The sequence below is a fragment of the Halalkalibacter kiskunsagensis genome, assembly GCF_037027555.1.
GTDB lineage: Bacteria > Bacillota > Bacilli > Bacillales > Bacillaceae_D > Halalkalibacter > Halalkalibacter kiskunsagensis.
The window spans coordinates 41,946-61,821 of record NZ_JAXBLX010000002.1; the positions used below are offsets into that span (position 1 = coordinate 41,946).

Annotated in this window: 16 protein-coding genes and 3 pseudogenes; 6 read left to right on the top strand and 13 right to left on the bottom strand. The window is 38.8% G+C overall.

What is annotated here, in order from left to right; all coding sequences use genetic code 11:
* Positions 1-280: 280 nt before the first annotated feature.
* From SLH51_RS01405 to SLH51_RS01420, 4 genes are all read left to right on the top strand, one after another.
* Positions 281-1,321, top strand: coding sequence for an autoinducer 2 ABC transporter substrate-binding protein (locus tag SLH51_RS01405; protein WP_335958533.1), 1,041 nt, complete (start codon positions 281-283; stop codon positions 1,319-1,321).
* On the top strand, positions 1,311-3,128 hold the full coding sequence (locus tag SLH51_RS01410) for a cache domain-containing sensor histidine kinase (RefSeq protein ID WP_335958535.1): 1,818 nt from the start codon (positions 1,311-1,313) through the stop codon (positions 3,126-3,128). The genes SLH51_RS01405 and SLH51_RS01410 overlap by 11 nt, the downstream gene beginning before the upstream one ends.
* Entirely contained in the window at positions 3,125-4,771 is a 1,647-nt protein-coding gene (locus SLH51_RS01415; protein WP_335958537.1) for a response regulator transcription factor, read from the top strand. Before SLH51_RS01410 ends, SLH51_RS01415 begins: the two co-directional genes overlap by 4 nt.
* 92 nt (positions 4,772-4,863) lie before the next feature.
* Entirely contained in the window at positions 4,864-5,925 is a 1,062-nt protein-coding gene (locus SLH51_RS01420; RefSeq protein WP_335958538.1) for a substrate-binding domain-containing protein, read from the top strand.
* 177 nt (positions 5,926-6,102) lie between these two features.
* Here SLH51_RS01420 and SLH51_RS01425 read toward each other — a convergent pair.
* Together SLH51_RS01425 and SLH51_RS01430 are read right to left on the bottom strand one after the other, a co-directional pair.
* Positions 6,103-6,326, bottom strand: a pseudogene (locus SLH51_RS01425) (IS5/IS1182 family transposase); the annotation flags it as partial.
* 402 nt (positions 6,327-6,728) lie between these two features.
* Positions 6,729-6,974, bottom strand: a complete 246-nt coding sequence (locus SLH51_RS01430) for a substrate-binding domain-containing protein (protein WP_335958540.1) — start codon at positions 6,972-6,974, stop codon at positions 6,729-6,731.
* Between the two features lie 46 nt (positions 6,975-7,020).
* On the opposite strand from SLH51_RS01430, the pseudogene SLH51_RS24390 reads away from it, so the two are divergent.
* Positions 7,021-7,182 (top strand): annotated as a pseudogene (locus SLH51_RS24390) (IS4 family transposase); the annotation flags it as partial.
* A gap of 167 nt (positions 7,183-7,349) precedes the next feature.
* Here SLH51_RS24390 and SLH51_RS01435 read toward each other — a convergent pair.
* The 10 genes from SLH51_RS01435 to SLH51_RS01480 all read right to left on the bottom strand — a co-directional run bounded on the left by SLH51_RS01435 (position 7,350) and on the right by SLH51_RS01480 (position 17,835).
* On the bottom strand, positions 7,350-8,597 hold the full coding sequence (locus SLH51_RS01435; protein WP_335958542.1) for a benzoate/H(+) symporter BenE family transporter: 1,248 nt from the start codon (positions 8,595-8,597) through the stop codon (positions 7,350-7,352).
* A 136-nt stretch (positions 8,598-8,733) separates the two neighbouring features.
* Positions 8,734-9,522 carry an enoyl-CoA hydratase/isomerase family protein gene (locus SLH51_RS01440; RefSeq protein ID WP_335958544.1) on the bottom strand — a complete coding sequence of 263 codons (789 nt, stop codon included), beginning with the start codon at positions 9,520-9,522 and terminating at the stop codon, positions 8,734-8,736.
* Positions 9,523-9,541: 19 nt separating this feature from the next.
* The gene (locus SLH51_RS01445; RefSeq protein WP_335958546.1) at positions 9,542-11,104 is read right to left on the bottom strand and encodes an AMP-binding protein; all 1,563 of its coding nucleotides are present in this window, start codon (positions 11,102-11,104) and stop codon (positions 9,542-9,544) included.
* A gap of 4 nt (positions 11,105-11,108) precedes the next feature.
* Positions 11,109-11,603 carry a (2Fe-2S)-binding protein gene (locus SLH51_RS01450; RefSeq protein WP_335958548.1) on the bottom strand — a complete coding sequence of 165 codons (495 nt, stop codon included), beginning with the start codon at positions 11,601-11,603 and terminating at the stop codon, positions 11,109-11,111.
* Positions 11,600-12,478, bottom strand: a complete 879-nt coding sequence (locus SLH51_RS01455; RefSeq protein ID WP_335958549.1) for an FAD binding domain-containing protein — start codon at positions 12,476-12,478, stop codon at positions 11,600-11,602. Before SLH51_RS01455 ends, SLH51_RS01450 begins: the two co-directional genes overlap by 4 nt.
* Positions 12,479-12,490: 12 nt before the next feature.
* Positions 12,491-12,946 (bottom strand): SRPBCC family protein, encoded by a 456-nt coding sequence (locus SLH51_RS01460; protein WP_335958551.1) that lies wholly within the window; start codon positions 12,944-12,946, stop codon positions 12,491-12,493.
* Positions 12,943-15,375 carry a xanthine dehydrogenase family protein molybdopterin-binding subunit gene (locus SLH51_RS01465; protein ID WP_335958552.1) on the bottom strand — a complete coding sequence of 811 codons (2,433 nt, stop codon included), beginning with the start codon at positions 15,373-15,375 and terminating at the stop codon, positions 12,943-12,945. The genes SLH51_RS01460 and SLH51_RS01465 overlap by 4 nt, the downstream gene beginning before the upstream one ends.
* Positions 15,376-15,963: a nucleotidyltransferase family protein gene (locus SLH51_RS01470; protein ID WP_335958554.1), complete on the bottom strand. Its 588-nt coding sequence runs from the start codon at positions 15,961-15,963 to the stop codon at positions 15,376-15,378.
* 8 nt (positions 15,964-15,971) lie between these two features.
* Positions 15,972-17,060: an XdhC family protein gene (locus SLH51_RS01475; protein WP_335958556.1), complete on the bottom strand. Its 1,089-nt coding sequence runs from the start codon at positions 17,058-17,060 to the stop codon at positions 15,972-15,974.
* Positions 17,061-17,085: 25 nt separating this feature from the next.
* Positions 17,086-17,835 (bottom strand): response regulator transcription factor, encoded by a 750-nt coding sequence (locus SLH51_RS01480; protein WP_335958558.1) that lies wholly within the window; start codon positions 17,833-17,835, stop codon positions 17,086-17,088.
* 460 nt (positions 17,836-18,295) lie between these two features.
* Here SLH51_RS01480 and SLH51_RS24395 point away from each other — a divergent pair.
* A pseudogene (locus tag SLH51_RS24395) lies at positions 18,296-18,953 on the top strand (IS4 family transposase); the annotation flags it as partial.
* A gap of 161 nt (positions 18,954-19,114) precedes the next feature.
* Here SLH51_RS24395 and SLH51_RS01495 read toward each other — a convergent pair.
* Entirely contained in the window at positions 19,115-19,837 is a 723-nt protein-coding gene (locus tag SLH51_RS01495; protein ID WP_335958564.1) for a LytR/AlgR family response regulator transcription factor, read from the bottom strand.
* Between the last annotated feature and the right edge of the window lie 39 nt (positions 19,838-19,876).

The window sequence follows — 19,876 nt, forward strand, 5'->3', positions numbered from 1 at the left end:
ATTTTTCTTCTCTCCTTTCAAAAATTTTAGTTTTAGTATTGGTGTTGCTGTAAATTTACTATATCTCACCTTAATCATTCAGATAAGTGGACAATCTTTCGTTAGGGGGGTTAATATTCTGATATGACTGATTTTTTAGACAATTAAGCACTCTACTTGTTTTTTTTGTCGACATTTAGATGAAACAATGATATATATTAAAACAGGCCAGTAAGGATAAACCATTTCTTTAGAACTAAACAGGAAAGGGTCTTATGAACTAAATAAAGGAGTGATTTATTTGAGAAAAAAAATCCCGCTAATTTTCATTCTATTTTTTGTAACCGCTTGCAATTTTAACCAATCTTCAGGTGAAGTCATTTACGTCAATGCCGTTAAAGAACAACAAAGGGAAAAAATAAAGAAGGAAGAAGCTCGGGAAGACATGTATACCATTGCTCTTGTCCCGAAGATAAGCGGCACTCCATACTATAATGCTGTTTTTGAAGGTGCCAAAGAAGCAGCACGAGATTTGGGGATAAATCTAATCTTTACCGGAGCTTCTACTACCAGTTTTGAAGAACAAGAGAAGATTGTTGAAAACTTAATTAGTCAAAAAGTAGACGCCATTGCCATTTCTGCCTCTGATCCTTTCAAACTGCTACCGGTCTTAAATAAGGCCCGTAAAAAAAATATAAAGGTTCTAACATGGGATTCAGATACGGACCCCACCGGAAGAGATTTTTTTGTAAATATGGTAGATTCACAAACGTTAGGATTTCACCTAATGGACAGCCTTGCTTCGACTTTAAATGAGAAAGGGGATTTCGCTATCATAACTAGCTCAATAAGTTCGCCTAATACAAATGAATGGATTAAAGCAATGAAGATACGACAGAAGAAGTATTATCCTAATATGAATTTAGTCCAAATAGTTCAATCGGACGACAACTACGAGAACGCCTATCATGAATCGAAAAAACTTATTAAACATTATCCGAATTTATCGGCAATTGTCGGGGTCAGTCCGGTTGCACCTCCTGCAGCTGCGGAAGCGGTAATGGAAGTTGATACTCATGACATATATGTTTTGGGAACTGCTTTGCCAAATACAATGCGAAGCTACTTAGAAAATGAGGTTGCGCAAAATATCACTCTTTGGAGCCCTCAAAAGTTAGGCTACTTGACTGTAAGTCTAGCTAAAAATTGGCTTGATGGAGATTCCCCCCTCGATCAGCAATACGTCCCTAACGTAGGAAACATAAGGGTATTGGACAACGTTGTGATTATGGGAGAACCTATCGTATTTACAAAGGAAAATATCGACCAATATGACTTCTAATACGAAGTTTAATCAATGGTGGAGACCACGAAACTACCAACTACGGACGAAACTTATCATTACTTATGTCTTATTGACGGTAGTACCAATGACGATTTTAGTTTACATCTCATATTATCAATATACGAAATCGATCGAGGAACAATTGGGGGAATATATTCCAAAGATGTTAGACCAAGCAAACCGAAATATTGATAAACAAATGACAGAATTTGAGAGTCTGCCGGAGCTTCTTTATAACTCAACCCGTGTTTTATCAATACTTAGAAAAAATCATTATAGCTCTCAGTCTGAACGTCATAATGATATTTTTACTGTAAACAGTTATTTATCAGAAACGTACCTTTCTGATAAAAGTCCAATTTTAGGTGTTTTTGTCTCTTCAAAAGATCGATTGTTTTCAAGTACAAATGTTTCTTATACAGGCCAAATCCCTACCAAACTAACAAGTTCGGAAGATATCATCTTACAACATGAGACAAACCTCCGTTTTAAAGGGAAGCCGCCATTCTTTCTTCTAGTCAAAGATATCTACGATTATGAAAACCGAAGAAACATCGGCAGCATGTCGATTGCGCTCCACTTATCCTTTATTGAAAATGTATTAACCGAAATCAAACATCGAAATGAATCTGAAATTTCGGTTATAAACAAGGAAGGAAGAATTATTTATCATCCCGATAAACATTTGATCGGCACTAGTGTGAATATGGATGATTACCCAATTCATAATGGCAGCTTCCGAACCGTTAAGAATAATGAAAGAATGCTAGTTAGTGTAAGTGAGTCAGAGCAAATGAACTGGATTCTTATTCATAGCATTCCCTTTAAGCATTTAACAGAGAAAGCGGATTTAATTAAGAATATAACCCTTATCTTCTTTGTGATTATCTGTTCTGCTACAGTTGTCATTTCTATTTTCACAGCTTGGAGTGTAAGTCGTCCTATCTATAAGCTGATTCATTTAATGAAAAATGTTGAAAAAGAGAATTTTCAATCCGTCTTGAAAGTCAACTCCAAAGATGAAGTCGGAATGCTGACAATAAGTTTCAACTCTATGATTTCTAGAATTAGAGACCTGATTCAACAAAACTATCATATTGAGCTTAGGCAAAAACAAGCTGAGTTGTATGCATTACAATCTCAAATCAATCCGCACTTTATGTACAATACCCTTGAAACCATCACGATGGCAATTGAAGAAGATGACGATGATACTGTTGTGCAAATGGTTTCTTTACTTGGAAAAATGCTCCGCTTCTCTTTAAGTAATAAAGATCGCATTGTTCAATTTAATAAAGAAGTTGAGCACATTCGCAATTACTTAACGATCCAAAAGTTTCGATTTGAAGAAAGATTGAATTTCAAGATTGACTCAGATATTGATTTAATACAGCACTATTCACCAAAATTCATTTTACAGCCAGTTATCGAAAATAGTATCAAGCACGGATTGGAGACCCGTAGAGGAACTTTAACTTTAGGGATTACTATATTCACCGCAGAAGGAATACGGCCAGGTACAAAAGATATTATCATTCGTGTTGAAGATGATGGAACAGGCATTGATCAAGAGTCACTGGACAAGATTAATAAACTACTAAAATCTGACCCAATAGCAAGGAGAGACTCTGGTTTTGGTTTAATAAACGTCCATGCAAGGATTATTATGATATTTGGTGAAGAGTACGGTCTTACAGTTCACAGTCCAACCAAAGGCGAAACGGTAGTAGAGATGCGGATTCCAGTTATAGACGGAATTGAAAGCGTTAAAAAATACGAAAGAAAAGAGGAGGAGATACAGTGAATAAAATCAAGACCATCATTGTCGATGACGAGATACGAATTCGCAGAGGGGTTGAACGGCTGCTTAAAAAAGATGGCGATCAATGGGATATTATTGGAACTTTTTCTGACGGAATTGAAGTGATAGAGTTTTTAAAACAAAACCCAACACAAATAGAATTGTTAATTACTGATGTGAAAATGCCTGAAATGGATGGATTGACACTGATCAAAGAAATTAATAAATTAAATCCCAACACTAAATATTCATCCATCATTGTTAGCGGATATGATGATTTTCAATTTCTGCAGACAGCTATTCGTGAAGGTGTTTCCGACTATATTTTAAAACCAATCGATCGAATTGAATTTGCAGAACTGCTTAATAAAGTGAAAGAGAACATTCATGAACAAAGAAAAAGAAACTTTCAATGGAATGATTTAGTGAAACAAGCAAATAAACTCTCAACAACGAAACAAACCCAGTTATTACGTGATGCAATGTCTTCAAAGCCCGAAGACATTGCTATGATGTACTGGGTGAAAGATTTTCCAGATGGCATCTATCAACTTCTATACGTAAGCACTGATGAGTTCCCTGCTAAAACGAAAGAATATACTCCTAAAGACTGGCAGACTATGACCTATGCAGTTGAAAACATAGTAGATGAGTTCACAACAAACTTTTCTAATACGAATCAGGAAAATAGGGGCTGGTGGTGGCGAGAGAGCGGTTTTCACTTTTGGATACTTCTTTTTAATCCAAAGCTAGAAGAGGATGAGTTTTACGAAAGAGGCAGAGAGTTTAGCAATGATCTAAAGTCAAGTATTCAATTATATACGCGATTTCGTTTTTCCATTGCTCAAAGTTATCCTTTTGAAGACATTTCAGTCCTATCCGAAATGAAAAAACAGCTCCAATCTACAATCCGTATGAAAATGCTTGTTGGCGGCAACAAGGTTTTCCCCTCTCTCGGATCAAATGAAATGGAAACGGGTAAAGAAAAATCTACTATTACAGTTGAGGTCAAAGAACTATTAAACAAGCTTATCAATATGATAGGTAGTAGTAATACGACAGAATTTGAAAATGAATTACATTCATTATTTAAATATGTCACAAAGTTTCAATCTCCTTTAGAAATTGAGTACACGATTCAATACATTATCGTTCACATGTATCGCGTGTGCATGGAAAATCTCGAACCTAGCGTTTTTATGACTGACTTGGACGAGATGGTCGATTCACTTAAAACGGAATCAAATTTGTTTCGGTTTAAACATTTACTAAAACAACTCGTACTTCAAGTTCATTATAAGCATATTGCCTATCAAGAAAACCATACGTATGATCCTATCGTAAAAGCGAAGTTATGGATTCAAGAAAATTATAGAGAAAAAATAACCATTAAAGAAATTTCTGAGATGGTTTATATGAATCCCACTTACTTTTGTCAATATTTCAAGAAACAGACAGGCCAAACGGTTTTGGATTATATTACCGACCTTCGCTTAAAAAAAGCGAAAGAGATGTTACAAGAGACAGAATTAAAAGTCACAGAAATTTCCTCTTTATTAGGCTATCAAGATACTAAGTATTTTAGTCGTTTATTTAAACAAAAATGGAATAGGTCACCTTCTGAATTCAAAAAATATCATAAATAACATGTAATTGTAACCGATTACAAAAATATTCCAAGTTTCCCTAACTTCTGTCATTTATATCTTTTTAAAAAGTAAAATGGAGGGAAAAACCAATGAAATGGCTTAAAATATTTGTATTAACGGGCAGTGCAGTCATGTTTCTAATGGTAACAGGCTGTGAGAATAAAAAAATAAACAGCGGTACAGATACGGACCATATCGATTCTAATTTAGGCTCAGACATTCCTATAGATTATGGATTATTTTGTGGAGATGAATGTCAGGAAGCTTTAACGGTACAAACTTCATTTGATTCCATTAAAGGAAAAGTAGGGCTTATTGCTTCCGGCAAATTTCCATATGGGTTAGGAACAGAAAGAATGGGACAAGAAGCAGCTAATAAATATTTCCCAGGGATGGAACTTATTACTGGGAACGGAAATAGTGATCCCGCTCTTCAATCCGCTATTATCAATGATTTCATTTCTCAAAACGTAGATGTGATTGTCATTGACCTTGTTGAAAAAAATTCAGTAAACGAAGCCCTTATACATGCTAAGGAAGCAGGAATTCCGGTCATCACCATTGATAGATGGACACCAGTGGAAGTGGTAAGTCTCATCAAAGCAGAAGATGTTGAGGTGGGCAGAAAGGCTGGACAACACGTAGTAAGTTTATTAGAAGGAAAAGGTAATGTTATTGAGATGAAAGGGACAGAGGCTTCCACTACAACGATTGACAGACATGAAGGGATTTTAGAAGCGTTTATCGGTTATCCTGACATTAAAGTAATAGAAAGTGTAAATGCTGATTTCGATGAAATTAAAGCTTTTCATATGATGGAAGAGCTTCTTGAACGCTTTCCAAAAGGAGAAATTGATGCTCTTGTTTCTCATGCCGACGTCATGACTATGGGGGCAACACTAGCTATCAGGGCTGCCGGAAGAAAAGGCGAAATCGCAGTAGTAAGCGTAGATGGTCAAGCATCCGCTCTGACTGCAATTGAAGCAGGCACTATCGATGCAACCGTTGCTTACCCTATCGCTATGCCAATGGGAATTATTGCAGCAGCAAAAGTTTTGGCAGGAGAAGCGATACCTGAATTTATTCAGCTAGATGCTCCGCTCATCACAAAAGAAAACGTTTCTAATTATATAAATACGTTAGGGTATTGAGGATGTAGGAGGACGGGAAGCAACGGGACGGTTCGAGACTGGTGAAAAAGTACCGTTTAAAGTTCTCCAATTTCAATTAAGCACAAAAATTTGAGGTCCAAAACTTAAGAACCAATGAATTTTTAGAGAATCTAACTCTAAAAAGGGAATACCTTAGCGGTATTCTCCTTTTTCTTAGGAGACTATCGCGGCAATTCTTTTAATATTTACTGCTATAGTCGGCTAATTTAGATTGTTTAGACATACCTAATAGACCGTACCCCCTAGCTCGAAATAGGCCATGAAACCTTTTGAGCTCCGTATTTTCACCTTCAATTGAAGTTTTTTTTATAATTTTTCTAGAAACTCCTCATTTTTTGGTACTGAGAAATTTGATAAAACTCTGTTGTATTTTTCCCAACGAAAAATTAAGTATAAAGCCTTGATTTCTTACTTCTACGTGCAATTTTAGCTACTTTTACCAAACTGACATTATACTTCTGAGCAACATCTCTAATGGATTCTCCCCCTTCAGCGGCGATTATTGTTTCTAAAGGAATTTTTCTCACAATAAAAACTGCACCTCTAATTGTTAGTTTTCTCTAACAATTTGGGTGCAGTTCAGTGTGTGGTATTCTTTTGCATAGAGTTTCTCCTTTGAATCGGGTTTTCAGCGACTATGATTCTACCAAGGAGAGACCCTTTTTTCATCTATTTTGCTCAAATCCTACCGCGCTTTCGCTTGCTGACCTCCTCATCCAAGTAACGGAAATTTCCATTACTTGGATGAGGGGGTTTTTTCTCTTCTCCCACAAACATTTTACTCATACATATTGTACTGTAACTAGTTTAATATTAGGGTACTTTGCCTCCAGCCGAGCAACAAACCCTTGGTAGCGTTGATTTGTTACATAAAAGTCTGGTGCATAATACATTGCGGCTACTTCACCTTCGCGCCCAATTGCATTTGCCAGTTCATCAGCAATATTCATCCCAAGTCCAAAACTATCTGCTGAAACAACTGATACATAATCTTTGCCTGGTTTCATTCCCGCTGCCGGCTGATCCATAAATACAATTTTTGTTCCGCCTTCAGCAAGAGCTTTATAAGCACCCTGGGCTGTAGCATTACAGCAATTAATCGAGCTTCTTCAAGATGTCTTGAAAAAGACGAACAAACAAACACAACAATTACTTAAAAATCAACTATCACAATGGATTGCAGGTTTACCAAGTTACATCAGGGCTTACCTGCCTAATTTGGCCTGCGAAAGTTGATAAACTCTGTATTATTTACTAAAATACTAGTATTAACATTACTTTCTTTTATTCGTACACCACCTCCTCCATTTCTATCAATAAAAGAACCTCCCAAAAGGACTCACACAAAATATTTAAGAAAAAAGAAAGCCTCACCCTATAAATAGGCAAGGCCCCACCTCTATTTAAGCGCTTTCATTTTTTAGATTGTCCATCTCCCTATTTTCTTCTTTCGTAGGAAAGTGATTTCGTTCAATGATAAAAGAGACGAGCACCCCTCCAATAATAGCCCAAAATGGAGCACTAATATTAAAGAAACTAACTCCTGACATAGCAATGACTAATGCGAAGAACGTTCCAATCTGAAATTTCCGTTCAGAAAAAGCAGCTTGCAGTGAACTTACCAACACACCAATCATGGCTAGACCTGCAACCGTACTAACTAAAACTCCTGGCATCGCCGTTACAAATGGGACAACCACTCCAGCTAACAAGCCGAATATAGCAAATAAAACTCCATTTACAACAACAGCAGCATAACGCCCTTCTTTTTTCTCTCCTGCCTCATCAGAAGCACAAATCGCAGTCATAGGTCCCGCTACGTTCGCATTATGTCCACCGAATAATGACGTAACGATTCCTCCAATCCCACTCCATGTAGTCATTTTATTAATCGGTGGTTTATACCCTTGTGCCATAAGAACACCTGATGCCTGAGCATTCTCAGCTCCAATTACTAACAAAGCAAGCGGAATCGCGATCGAAACAATTGCATCAACACTAAACGTCGGGATGACGAGTTGCGGAATGATTAATCCACTTTGCATTTCTCCCATTTGGAATTGATTTAAGAAAGCCGCTAAGATAGCCGACACGGCAAAAGCTGAAAGAATAGGTGGAATTTGCTTCAAATATTTAGAAGAGAGTAAGTAAACGAGTATAGCAGAACCTGCAATAATTGGAGCTGCTTCTAAAGAAGTAATCATTCCAGTACCAAAGCGAATCATCGCTCCGACAATCATGCCCATCACAATTGGGACCGGAATCCAGTACATAATTTTTCCTATTAATCCTGTTACCCCTAAAATCAATACAATAATACCCGCAATAAGGTAAGCACCGGCCGCCTCCTGGAGGGAAAATTGTGTCAAGGCTCCTGCAACTAATACAGCTCCTGGTATCGAGTAAGCACCTGCAATCGGTTGGCGATAACGTAGTGATAAGAATAAGCCTAGTAAGCCACCAAAGAAATAGATCGCAAATAACCAAGAAATCGCTTGTTCGTGCGTTAATCCACCACTAGCTGCTCCACCAATTACAATCAGAGCTGGCCCCGTACATCCAAAGATCGCAGCTAATGTCCCCGCACTAAACGTATTAATGTTTAAATTACTAGACAGATCCGAATGCGTACTTCCTTTTTTATCACTCATTCTCAAAACCCTCCTTTAAAAATGAACGGTTGCACATCTATACAGCGGACTCAAAACAACAGGGTCTGACCCCTAGACGATAGGATGTTATGCTAACTAGTCGGGGGCAGACCCTTTTTCGTCACCATCACCTCAATTATTCACCGATGAAATTAGGCTTTCTTTTCTCGACAAATGCATCGACACCTTCTTTAAAATCTTCGGTTGTTCGTAAAAGGCCATATGCTTTTCCTTCAATTTGTAACCCTGCACTTAAAGGTGTCTCTTCAGCGGCATTTAATACCTCTTTGCAAACCTTTTGCGCTAAAGGTGAGAATTTCACTAGCTCTTTCACAAGAGAATCTATTTCTTGTTCTAATTCATCTTTTGCAACAACTTTCGTTAGTAACCCCCATTGATACGCTTCATTAGCAGGGATCCGTCGTGCTCGCATGATCATGTCTTTGGCTCGTGTTAATCCAACAGCTCTTGCTACACGTTGTGTCCCTCCACTACCAGGAATCATGCCTAAGTTCATTTCAGGTAATCCTAAAAGTGTGTCATCTGCTGCAATTCTAAAATCACACGCCATCGCTAGTTCAAAACCGACTCCAAACGAATATCCTTGAAGTTGAGCAATGACTGGTTTTGGAGAACGTTCTGGTGCAGCAACGTTGACAGCAAGATGTGATAACGCTTCTTGAGATGTTTCCATAAATTCAGGAATGCTTCCACCAGCACAGAAGGCTTGTGTTCCCTCTCCTTTTAAGATAATGACACGAACATCCTGATCTTCATTTAACTCATCAAAGATTTGAGAGATTTGTTTTCTAGCTAGCATGCTGATGTAATTCATTTTTTCTGGGCGATCAAAAACAATCGTAGCTGTTTGCTTTTCTTTATTTTTTTCAATGCGGATATGATCATACTTGGACGTTGTATTCATGTGGAATACCCCTTTCTATTTACCCTACAATTTTTTTGTTTTCATCTTGATAAAGCTCGTATTCACCTGTTCTCAATTTACGACGAAGAACCTTTCCTACTGGACTTTTCGGGATTTGTTTCACAAATACATAATTTCTCGGTCTTTTAAAATTCGATAGTTTCGGATTGTTTTTACAAAAGTCATCTAACTCTTGAACGGTTATGGAAGGATCTTTCGGTACGATAAAAGCCGAGACCATCTGTCCCCATTTTTCATCATCTTCTCCTACAATCGCAATCTCCGAAACTTTTTCATGCTTTGATAAAACATCTTCCACTTCAAGCGGATGAATGTTCTCTCCTCCGGAAATGATCATGTCATCTACTCTGCCAACGACATAAAGTTCTCCGTCATCATCAAGCACTCCAAGATCACCGGTGAAATACCAACCTTCTCGAATGGCCTTAGCCGTAGCATCTGGTCTGTTCCAATAGCCCTTAAAGGCTTCGATCGAATCAAGATTCGCGATGATTTCCCCTATCTCACCTTTTTGAACTACATCATCAGGAAGAGACGAACCGTCTGCTTTTGCCTCTACGAGACGAATATTTTGATGAAAACCAGCTTTGCCAGCGCAGCCAGGCTTAGCTAATACATTTGAACAAATCGTAAATGTATAAATTTCTGTACTGCCATAGTGATTAACAAATACTTCCGGATTGAATTGCTCAATGCATTTCTCTGTTAGCGATGTTGTCATCGAAGCACCGGCGTAACCAAGTTTCTTTAGTTTTGCTAGTTTATATTTAGAAAAATCTTGATGATAGATGATATCGTGGTAGAGAGTTGGAACAAAATATACACAGGTGATTTCTTCGTTACTGAGAATTTCAAGAGCTTCTTTTGCATCGAAGTCTGGCAATGCCGCAAATTTGCCATTTAAAAAGGCGATTGATAACAATGATCTCATTCCCATCGTGTGGTAGAGCGGCATCGTTCCTAGTGTACTTTCGCCATCTTGATAGTGATTTTGAATAATGTGCGCCATCGCAGCTGCGTATTCATTTTTATGGCTTCTTGGGACTCCTTTCGGTTTGCCGGTCGTGCCCGAGGTGTAGAGCATGACGGCAATATCATCATCTGAGATGAGTGGCTCATTGTAGCTCCCAGGACTTCTTTCAACTAATTCATAGTAATCAATATCAGCTCCTTCCACATCACCAAACCCAATCAGGATTGGTCGCTCCTGAAACGTTGCATGTAAGACAGCAGATTGCGCGACACTTTCAAAGATAACAGCTTTTGAGGCAGCATCATTTACACAGTATTCGACCTCTTTCGTAGATAGTCTATAGTTAATTGGTGTATAAACAGCCCCTAATTTTTGCAATGCCCAATACATGACAGCGTTTTCAACTCTGTTTTTCAATAAAACGATCACTCGGTCATGTTGCTCAACCCCCATCCTTTGTAAGGATGATGCAACCTTGACAATTTCTTGCTTAAACTGACTGTACGTATATCTTCTGTCTCCTTCTACAATGGCCGTTCGATTTGTGTAGCGATCGACAATAAAGTCAAACATTACCGAAAGATTCATTGAATCAACTCCTCTCTAGTACTTGATTATCACGTTTTTCATTCACTGTTTTTTCAATGGCTTTTAGAATTCCATCGTAACCAGTACAGCGACAAAGGTGACCTGATAACATTTCTTTTACATCATCCATTGATGGATTTGGTGTTTTATCCAAATAATCTTTCGTTGAAAGAAGAATTCCCGGTGTGCAAAATCCACATTGGAGGCCGTGACATTGTTTGAAATTTTGTTGAAGAGGACTTAATTGACCATTTTCAGATAGTCCTTCAACTGTCGTAATTTCATGATGATCGACTTGGACTGCAAATATTAAACAGCTTCTGACTGCAGCTCCATTAACAATTACAGTACAGGCTCCGCACACACCATGCTCACATCCTACATGCGTGCCAGTTAATCCACAATTTTCACGAAGGAAATCACTCAGCAACAGTCTTGATTCCACCACTTCCTCATACACTTTTCCATTAATGGAAAGTTTCATCTCATGGACACTCACACGATCACCTCCTTTGCTCGGTTGTAAGCACCCACAATTGTTTGTTTTGCTAACACTTTCGCTTGATGTCTCCGATACTCCGCTGAAGCATGTAAATCAGATTCTGGATCAACGGTCGCTTCGACAACCTCCTCCACTTTCGAAAATAAAGAGTCAGATAAACGTTCTCCCTTCATGACATCACTGATCTCTTCAAGAAGAAGAGGGATGGCTTCGACACCACCTAACGCAAGTCGAATGTTCTCGATCCTATTTTGATGATCAACCGTTACTTGACAGGCTGATGCTACTAAGGCAAAATCTCCATGGCGACGAGAGATTTCCTTAAATGAAGAACCGACACGCCCAGACCAAATGGGAATATGAATTTCTGTCATTAATTCAGTCGGCATCACATCTGTTGTTAAGTAGGTGACGAAGAAATCTTCGACGTTTACTTCTCTCTTTTCTTCTTTTGACGAAATAATCGCTGTCCCGCCCAAGGCCATTAACGAAAGCGGAATTTCTGCAGTAGGATCTGCGTGCACTAAGCTTCCTCCAAATGTTCCTCGATTTCGTGTTTGCACATGACCTATATATGGGATTGCCTCACTTAGCAATCCGCTATAGGTTTGAATCATGTCTGAGGTCTCCACCCTGCTTTGTCTCGTAAGTGCTCCTACTTTGAGAACTCCTTGATCAACCTCAATAAAATCTAAATCATCTAGTCGATTGATATCGATTAAGCATTCAGGTGCAGACAGTCTCATATTCATAATCGGCACCAAGCTTTGGCCTCCGGCAATAATTTTCCCATCAAACCCAGATTCATCTAATAAATCCAAAGCTTCATCGACATTAGTAGGGCAATAATAATCAAATTTTCCAGGCTTCAAAGTTTCTCCTCCTTAGGCACTCTTCTCCATTCGCTTTAATTCCTTCCCAAATTTCTTGAAGAAATCTTGAATGATTAATTTTGCAACCCCGCTCAACATGCGCTGTCCGACCATTGCTACTTTGCCAGCTACCTCAGCTTCATAGCTGTAAGATAAAGTGGTTGTATTCTCATCAATCGGAATTAAATCAATCTCTCCAATTGCTTCTACATTGCCAGGTCCCCCTGCTCCTTTCACAATCAATTTATAATGCTTTGGTTTCTCAATATCAGCAATTTCAATCGTAGATTCATATTTTCCTTTTACAGCTGCAATTCCAATCGCTAAGTCGGCTGTGTATTTATTCTCTTCAATCAAGTCTAGCTTTTTACAACCCATGATGCATTTCTCTAATACGTGTGGATCGAGTAATACTTCCCATGATCTTTCAATTCCAGCTTCTAATGTTAAACTTCCTTTTCCATTCATTTCATCTTCACCTCTTTTTGTAATGTAACATCACTTTTTGCGAGCAAGCTCCAAATCTTGTTTGGGCTCAGTGGCAGAGAATCAATCATAATTCCATACGGTTTCAAGGCATCACTTACTGCATTCGCGATGACACCAGGAGCACTCATAGTATTGCCTTCTCCTAACCCTTTTGCTCCAAGTGGTGTGAGCGGAGATGGTGTCTCAATATGCTTAATGGTGACCTTAGGAATTTCCGGTGCAGTTGGACATAAATAATCCATAAAAGAACCCGTTAAAAATTGTCCCTTTTCGTCATAGGCGAGTTCCTCATATAGGGCCCCCCCTAATCCATGCACGAGTCCACCGTATATTTGACCGTCAACAATCATTGGGTTTAGTAGTTTTCCAGCATCATGAACGGTAAAATAGTCTTCTATTTTTACCTCTCCAGTATTAGGATCTATCTCTACGGTGACCATATCAGCCACAAACCCATACGTAACCGAAGAATTAATTAAATCATTCTCATCTGGCGGCTCGGCGATTTTCGCTGTGTAATAATACGTCTCATAAATCCCTGGTTCCATCTCAGCTGGTAACGATAGTGGGTTCCAATGCGCAGCTCCTGCCACTCGCTTTAGTGAAATCGAATTATCTGGATTGCTTTTCGATTTGACAGAAGCACTCTCTATTATAAGATCCTCTTCTTTTTCATCTAGTAAATGTGCGGCAATTTTCAGTAGCTTCTTTTTCACTTTGTGTGCTGCATAGAAAATCGCACTTGATCCAAGGGAAGCAAATCTACTCGAATAGCTTCCAGAGGCAATCGACCATGCACTCGTTGATGTATCAAGTTCAGCAACGACGTTAATGTTCTCAGCAGCTATGCCTAACACATCGGCAACAATTTGTGCCGCAACTGTTTCATGTCCTTGACCTGAGGGAGTCGTACTAATCCGAACGTTCACATTGCCCATTGGATCCATAGAGATCGTCGCAGCCTCTGCACAGCCTGACTTCGGCAGGGAAGAGGAGCGTTCTTGGGGTGTTAAAGCAATCGTGATATAGCCCATATTCGAGCCGGATGGTTCAACGATACAGGACAAGCCGACACCAAATAGCTTGCCTTTTTTTCTTGCCTCTGCTTGCTTTTGTCTGAACTCTTGATATTTGCCTGTTTCCAATACAAGCTCAAATCCTTTTTCATAATCGCCACTGTCATACATTCCACCCGAAGCGGTTTGATAAGGGAATTGTTCTTTCTTAATGAGATTGGTCCGAATAACATCTGCTGGATCTAAATCTAGCTCATGCGCGATCATTTGCATTAATCTTTCTAATGGGAAATAGAGCTCTTGACCGCCATAGCCTCTAATAAGTCCTGTAGGCAATTTATTCGTCATAATCGCATACGCATCAATCATTAAATTCGGGATATCATACGCCCCTGTTGAATTAGCATGTGTCCGGTACAAACAAGCTGGTTCAGGTGCACGAATATACGCCCCGACATTATCAATCATCTTCATTTTTAGACCTTGCACTTTTCCATTTTCGTTCACCGCGGCTTCAATATAGGTCACTCGATCTGTTCCACTTGAACTTGCCGATAAATGCTCTTGACGATCTTCTATCCATTTAACCGGACACCCAACGATTCGGCTAACAACAGAACAGAGAACGATATACGGGTACGTCCCCGCCTTGATCCCGTAGCTTCCACCAATGTCTTTTGGAACAATGATTCGTAAGCGATTGCTTGGAATTTTTAACGCTCCCGCCATAACAGCCTGAATGACAAATGGCCCATGAAAGTTTGCATGTACGGTATATTTATTTGAACTTTGCTCGTACTGAGCAATCACCCCATATGTTTCAACAGGTGTAGCTGAATACTTCGGAAACGTAAATTTGTGTTTAATTATACGATCTGCAAGGGTAAAGGCATCGTCCACATCGCCATAATGAAACGTTCGATGATTCGCGATATTTGACCCGACATTTTCATGGAGAATAGGAGCGTCCTCCTCCAATGCTCGTTCAATATCTACATTCGGTTCCAATGTTTCGTAAGACACCTTCACTAGCTCTGCAGCATCTTCAGCTATATAACGATTTTTTGCTACGACAACCGCTACAGGCTCGCCAACATATCGTACTTTATCAATTGCAATGGGATAGTATTTAACCGGGGCACTTACCCCTACACTAAATGGATGTAAATAGGGCAAAACATCCTGACCAGTCACCACCCCTTTGACGCCAGACACCTTTAATGCTTCTGAAACATCAATCGATTTAATTTTCGCATGCGGATACGTACTTCTAACGATCGCAACTTGTGCGGTACTTGGTGGTGTAGCCAAATCATCAATGTATTGACCTTGCCCTGTTAATAATCTTGCATCTTCTACCCGTGCAAGGGGCTTACCTATCGATTGATCCACTTAAGAAACCTCCTCCCGAAGTAATCGTTCATAATCTGATTTTGTATCAATATCTTGTATTGGCTCTTTTCCTGTCTCAGTATAGTAGACCTGCTCTTTGTACTTCTTCACAATTGAGCGTCCCCCTTCATCCCCTTGTATAAGTCGCAGATCACAAAAGTACTGTTTATCGAATAAGACTGGATGCCCACGTTTGTTCTGATACGTTGCTTGGACAATCTTTTTTTGATGTCTCTCATAATCATGGAGCACAAAGTCAATTTCAACGGCTGATAGTAACGGTTGATCTCCTAACAAAAACATCACAGCATCAACATCACTAGGAATCGATTCGATCCCGACTTTCACCGATTCCGACATTCCAATAGAAGCTTCATCATTCACCACAACCTTGGCACCATTCATTTTCTTTTCTTCATTTAGGATTGGGAACAGGTGCGAATTAACCACAATCGTAACTCCTGATAACGACGAATTTAGAGCATGACGAATGACATGGTAAATGATAGGCTCATTTTTATAAGGCAATAACAGCTTTGCCGTCCCCATTCGTCTTGATAGTCCTGCCGCAAGGATAATACCCCACACGTTCTTTTTTACAGACTCAATAATGATTCACTCTCCTTTTTCACCTCACTTAGCTTTCGTCCCGTTCCCCCTCTGTACACGAGCATGATTTCGGCTAAGATACTAAGCGCGATTTCTTCAGGAGTTTTCGAACCAATATCTAAGCCAACTGGACTATGAATGAGTTGTTGTTTATCAGAATAGATATCTGTTTTAAGCAATTCCTTCATTCTCTTCCGTGGGCCTAGCAAACCGATATAGGCAACGTTCATGTTGATAATTTCTTGAAGGATCACTTGATCTTGTAAAAAGTTATGAGTCATGACAATTACATAAGAGTTTGTCGTGATTTCAACAGTTGGAAATCTCCCCGCTGCATAATGTGTTTTCTTAACAACTGAACTGAAAACTTCTTGCTCAAGATGGCTCAGCCGATGATCTACTAGTTCCACATTCCATTTCAAACTCTGCGCGATTTGAACTAACGGAATTGCATCCGGACCCGCTCCAAAAATCACTAAATGTGGCGGTGGCGTTGTGAAATCGTAGAAGATCCTTACATCATTGCCTCCCCTAACAGTTGATAGAACCGATTGACGATGACATAATTGTCGATGAAGATCTACGACGACATCTTGATATGGAATAATAGACGTATCGATGTGATCTAGATTGATGAGCCATTGTTCACTAATAAAAGACGATGATTTAGCATCAATCACTTTAACGATACAGAGACTATGTGATTGCATGAGAGAAAAGGCAGCCACCAAGCTCTCGGTCGTTTCTGGTTGTTGCACAGGCAAAAAAGGTTCTAATAAAATGGTTATTTTGCCATTGCAGCCAAGACCTAATCCCCAAATGAGATCATTTTCATCTTGAAAGTTATAATGAACGATGGTTCCCCTTCCTGTTTGTAGGACAGATGCTGCATGTTCTTTTAAATCACTCTCCACACATCCTCCACTTACAAGACCTGTAATTATGCCGTCTTCTGAGATGAAACATTTCGCACCGACTTTCTGATAAGATGAGCCCTCTGTTGAAATGATCGTTCCCAAAACACCTCTCACTCCATCTTGATGACAACGCTTTAATTCTTGATAGATAGAAAACAAGTTTTAACACCCCTTTCCTATTAATCTACTTCCAATGGAACTGTTCCCTGTATTCACTTGGTGTTTTGCCCACCAATTTCTTAAATGCTGTAGCAAAGTAACTAGGATTTGCAAACCCAGTATGATGAGCAATCGCTTCAATCGGTAATGAGGAGAGTCTAAGCAAGTCTTTAGCCTTTTGAACCCGAACGAATAATAAATACTCTACTACCGTCATCCCCGTCTCTTCCTTAAATAGACGACTTAAATACGAAGGGCTCAAATACACTTTATCTGAGACTTGCTTTAGCGTAAGTGTTTCATGATACTGATTTTGAATAAATTGAATGGCACTTTCGATTGGATTTGTTAAATCAGTAGAAAGTGCTTGATTGCTTTTCAACCCTTGGTTAATTTCTTTACTAATAGTAGGAGTAAGGACTCTATCAAAGGTTTCAATCAATTCATTCTTCGTAAGCGGTTTCAAAAGATAGGAAGAAAAACCTGAATTTAAAGCATTTTGAGCTAAGTTAAACATTTTTAGTTGAGTTACCACAATAACAGGCAATGAAGGATACAATTGAAGGGCTGCTCTCCCGAATTTTATCCCATCCATGTCTGGTAAAGACAAATCAAGTATTAGAGCACTTGGTTGACTTTGCTTTAACAGCAGCATTCCTCTTTTAGCTGTGTTTGACTTGTAGATCGATAAGAATCGATACTTGCTTTTTTGCACGATACTAGCGATCTCATTGATTGCTACTTTATCATTATCTACTATTAATAAATCCGCCAACCTTTTCCCTCCTCACACATAGTCTATAACAACTCTTGTTAAAATTTTTTCACTATCTTATTATTCCACCTTTAATATTTTGACTTATCATACTATTGTTGTGACGTTGGTTACTTTCTTTGATGAATCAACTCCAACTTAACAAGAGATTGCCTCTGAAAAAAGCCAAGGCTGTCATCAGCAGCAAAATCAACCTGATATTTCGCATTATGTATCATTTTTTTTACTTTGCTCAGAAGTTAAGCGCTGTCTCAGACTGCCTCAACCTTTTGTTGTCAGGTTTATATAAATTACTCAACTTTCGCACCTTGAAAATTGACCTTGTTTTAGATCTATCAAAGCTTTAAGAATGATTAACTTCACTACTTGACGAGTGCCTTGAAACATGAAAAGGCACCTCATTCTTTGGTATAGTGGAATTGACTAGAAACCATTACCACAAAGAAGAGGTGCCTTCTCTATGATAAATGAAAAACACTCAAATGAGCAACTACCAAATGAACTTTCAACTGTACTCTCTGAATTACAAGTAGCGAAACACTTGCGTCAAGCAGGTATTCGAAAAAACTTTGGCTTTTCTTGTGCCTATTTGTTTCAGCTTGTTTTCAGTCTGATCTTTCATCAGAAGAATTGGTTTACCCTTGTCACATCTAAGAAGAATGATTGTTTTCCTGGAAAAGATCCCGTCTATCGTTTTTTTATCATTCCAAGTTTGCTTGGCGGAAATTCCTTTACATTTTAGTGCAGCGACGATTCAAAAAGTCAGTGTTCTTACATCAAAAGACCGTCCAAAAGTGCTCATCATTGATGACTCTACGTTTGATCGCAATCGTAGTAAACAGGTCGAGTTACTTGCCCGTTGTTTTGATCATGCTTCTCTGAAAATGCGATTTTATAAAGGATTTCGAATGCTTACATTAGGCTGGTCAGACGGACACACATTCATGCCGGTTGACTTCTCTTTACTAAGCTCAAAAACGTCTTCTATCAACGGCATTAATCAAGAGATTGATAAGCGATGTTCAGGTTATAAGCGCCGTATCGAAGCGACCCAATCTGCCCCTGATCAAATCCCGGCAATGATTGAACGAGCCTTATCCAAGGGAATTGAAGCTTCTTCAAGATGTCTTGAAAAAGACGAATAAACAAACACAACAATTACTTAAAAATCAACTATCACAATGGATTGCAGGTTTACCAAGTTACATCAGGGCTTACCTGCCTAATTTGGCCTGCGAAAGTTGAGTTCTTAAGTTATAAGTTCTCTGTAAGTAATCCCTCACCCCACTCCCGTCTTCAAACTCTGCAACTCTAACAATTTATGCTTCGATATCCTTGCCGTCTCCGAATAATTTTTAAAATGAGCCTTATACATCTGACCTACTGTTTCCACTCTAGTCAAGTGACCCAAGTTAATGATATACGACCGATGTGCGATCATAAAACGGGAATCGAGAAGATGTTCGTAGCTGGCTAATGGCTCGTTTGTTTGATATTTATAATGTTCCGTATGAATAATCGATTTCCGGTTAGATTTTTCAATAAATAGAATCTCTTCAGGTGAAAGAAAGGTGATCTGATTGTTTCTCTTAATCATTAAATCTTTATTTGCATGACCTTTTTCAATAATGATACGATTTTGATATAATCTTGTTTCCGCACGCTCTAGAGCCGTGAATAATCTTTCTCTTTTGATCGGTTTGACAATATAATCGACAGCGCTTACCTCAAACGCATCTAAAGCATAATTGTCATAACCTGATATAAAGATTACCTCAAGAGACGGATGAAGTCTTTTGCATGTTTTCACTGCCTCCATTCCATTCAAAAAAGGCATTTCAATATCTACTATCGCAATATCTGGTTTTTCATTCATAATTAAGCGAACGAATTCTTCTCCATCTACTGCTTCACCAGCGATTTGAAAGCGTGAAAGATTTTCAATAAAGCACTTTAATAGTTTTCTTGAAGCCTTGTCATCCTCAGCAATTAATACTTTCATTATGACCCCTCCAAGTTCCCAAATATAATCAATATATAA

Bases quoted from the DNA above. Each gene is read 5' to 3' on its own strand.
- SLH51_RS01430 (WP_335958540.1), bottom strand. From the start codon at position 6,974: ATGGATCAGCCGGCAGCGGGAATGAAACCAGGCAAAGATTATGTATCA.
- SLH51_RS01420 (WP_335958538.1), top strand. From the start codon at position 4,864: ATGAAATGGCTTAAAATATTTGTATTAACGGGCAGTGCAGTCATGTTT.
- SLH51_RS01435 (WP_335958542.1), bottom strand. From the start codon at position 8,597: ATGAGTGATAAAAAAGGAAGTACGCATTCGGATCTGTCTAGTAATTTA.
- SLH51_RS01460 (WP_335958551.1), bottom strand. From the start codon at position 12,946: ATGAATGGAAAAGGAAGTTTAACATTAGAAGCTGGAATTGAAAGATCA.
- SLH51_RS01495 (WP_335958564.1), bottom strand. From the start codon at position 19,837: ATGAAAGTATTAATTGCTGAGGATGACAAGGCTTCAAGAAAACTATTA.
- SLH51_RS01440 (WP_335958544.1), bottom strand. From the start codon at position 9,522: ATGAATACAACGTCCAAGTATGATCATATCCGCATTGAAAAAAATAAA.
- SLH51_RS01445 (WP_335958546.1), bottom strand. From the start codon at position 11,104: ATGAATCTTTCGGTAATGTTTGACTTTATTGTCGATCGCTACACAAAT.
- SLH51_RS01410 (WP_335958535.1), top strand. From the start codon at position 1,311: ATGACTTCTAATACGAAGTTTAATCAATGGTGGAGACCACGAAACTAC.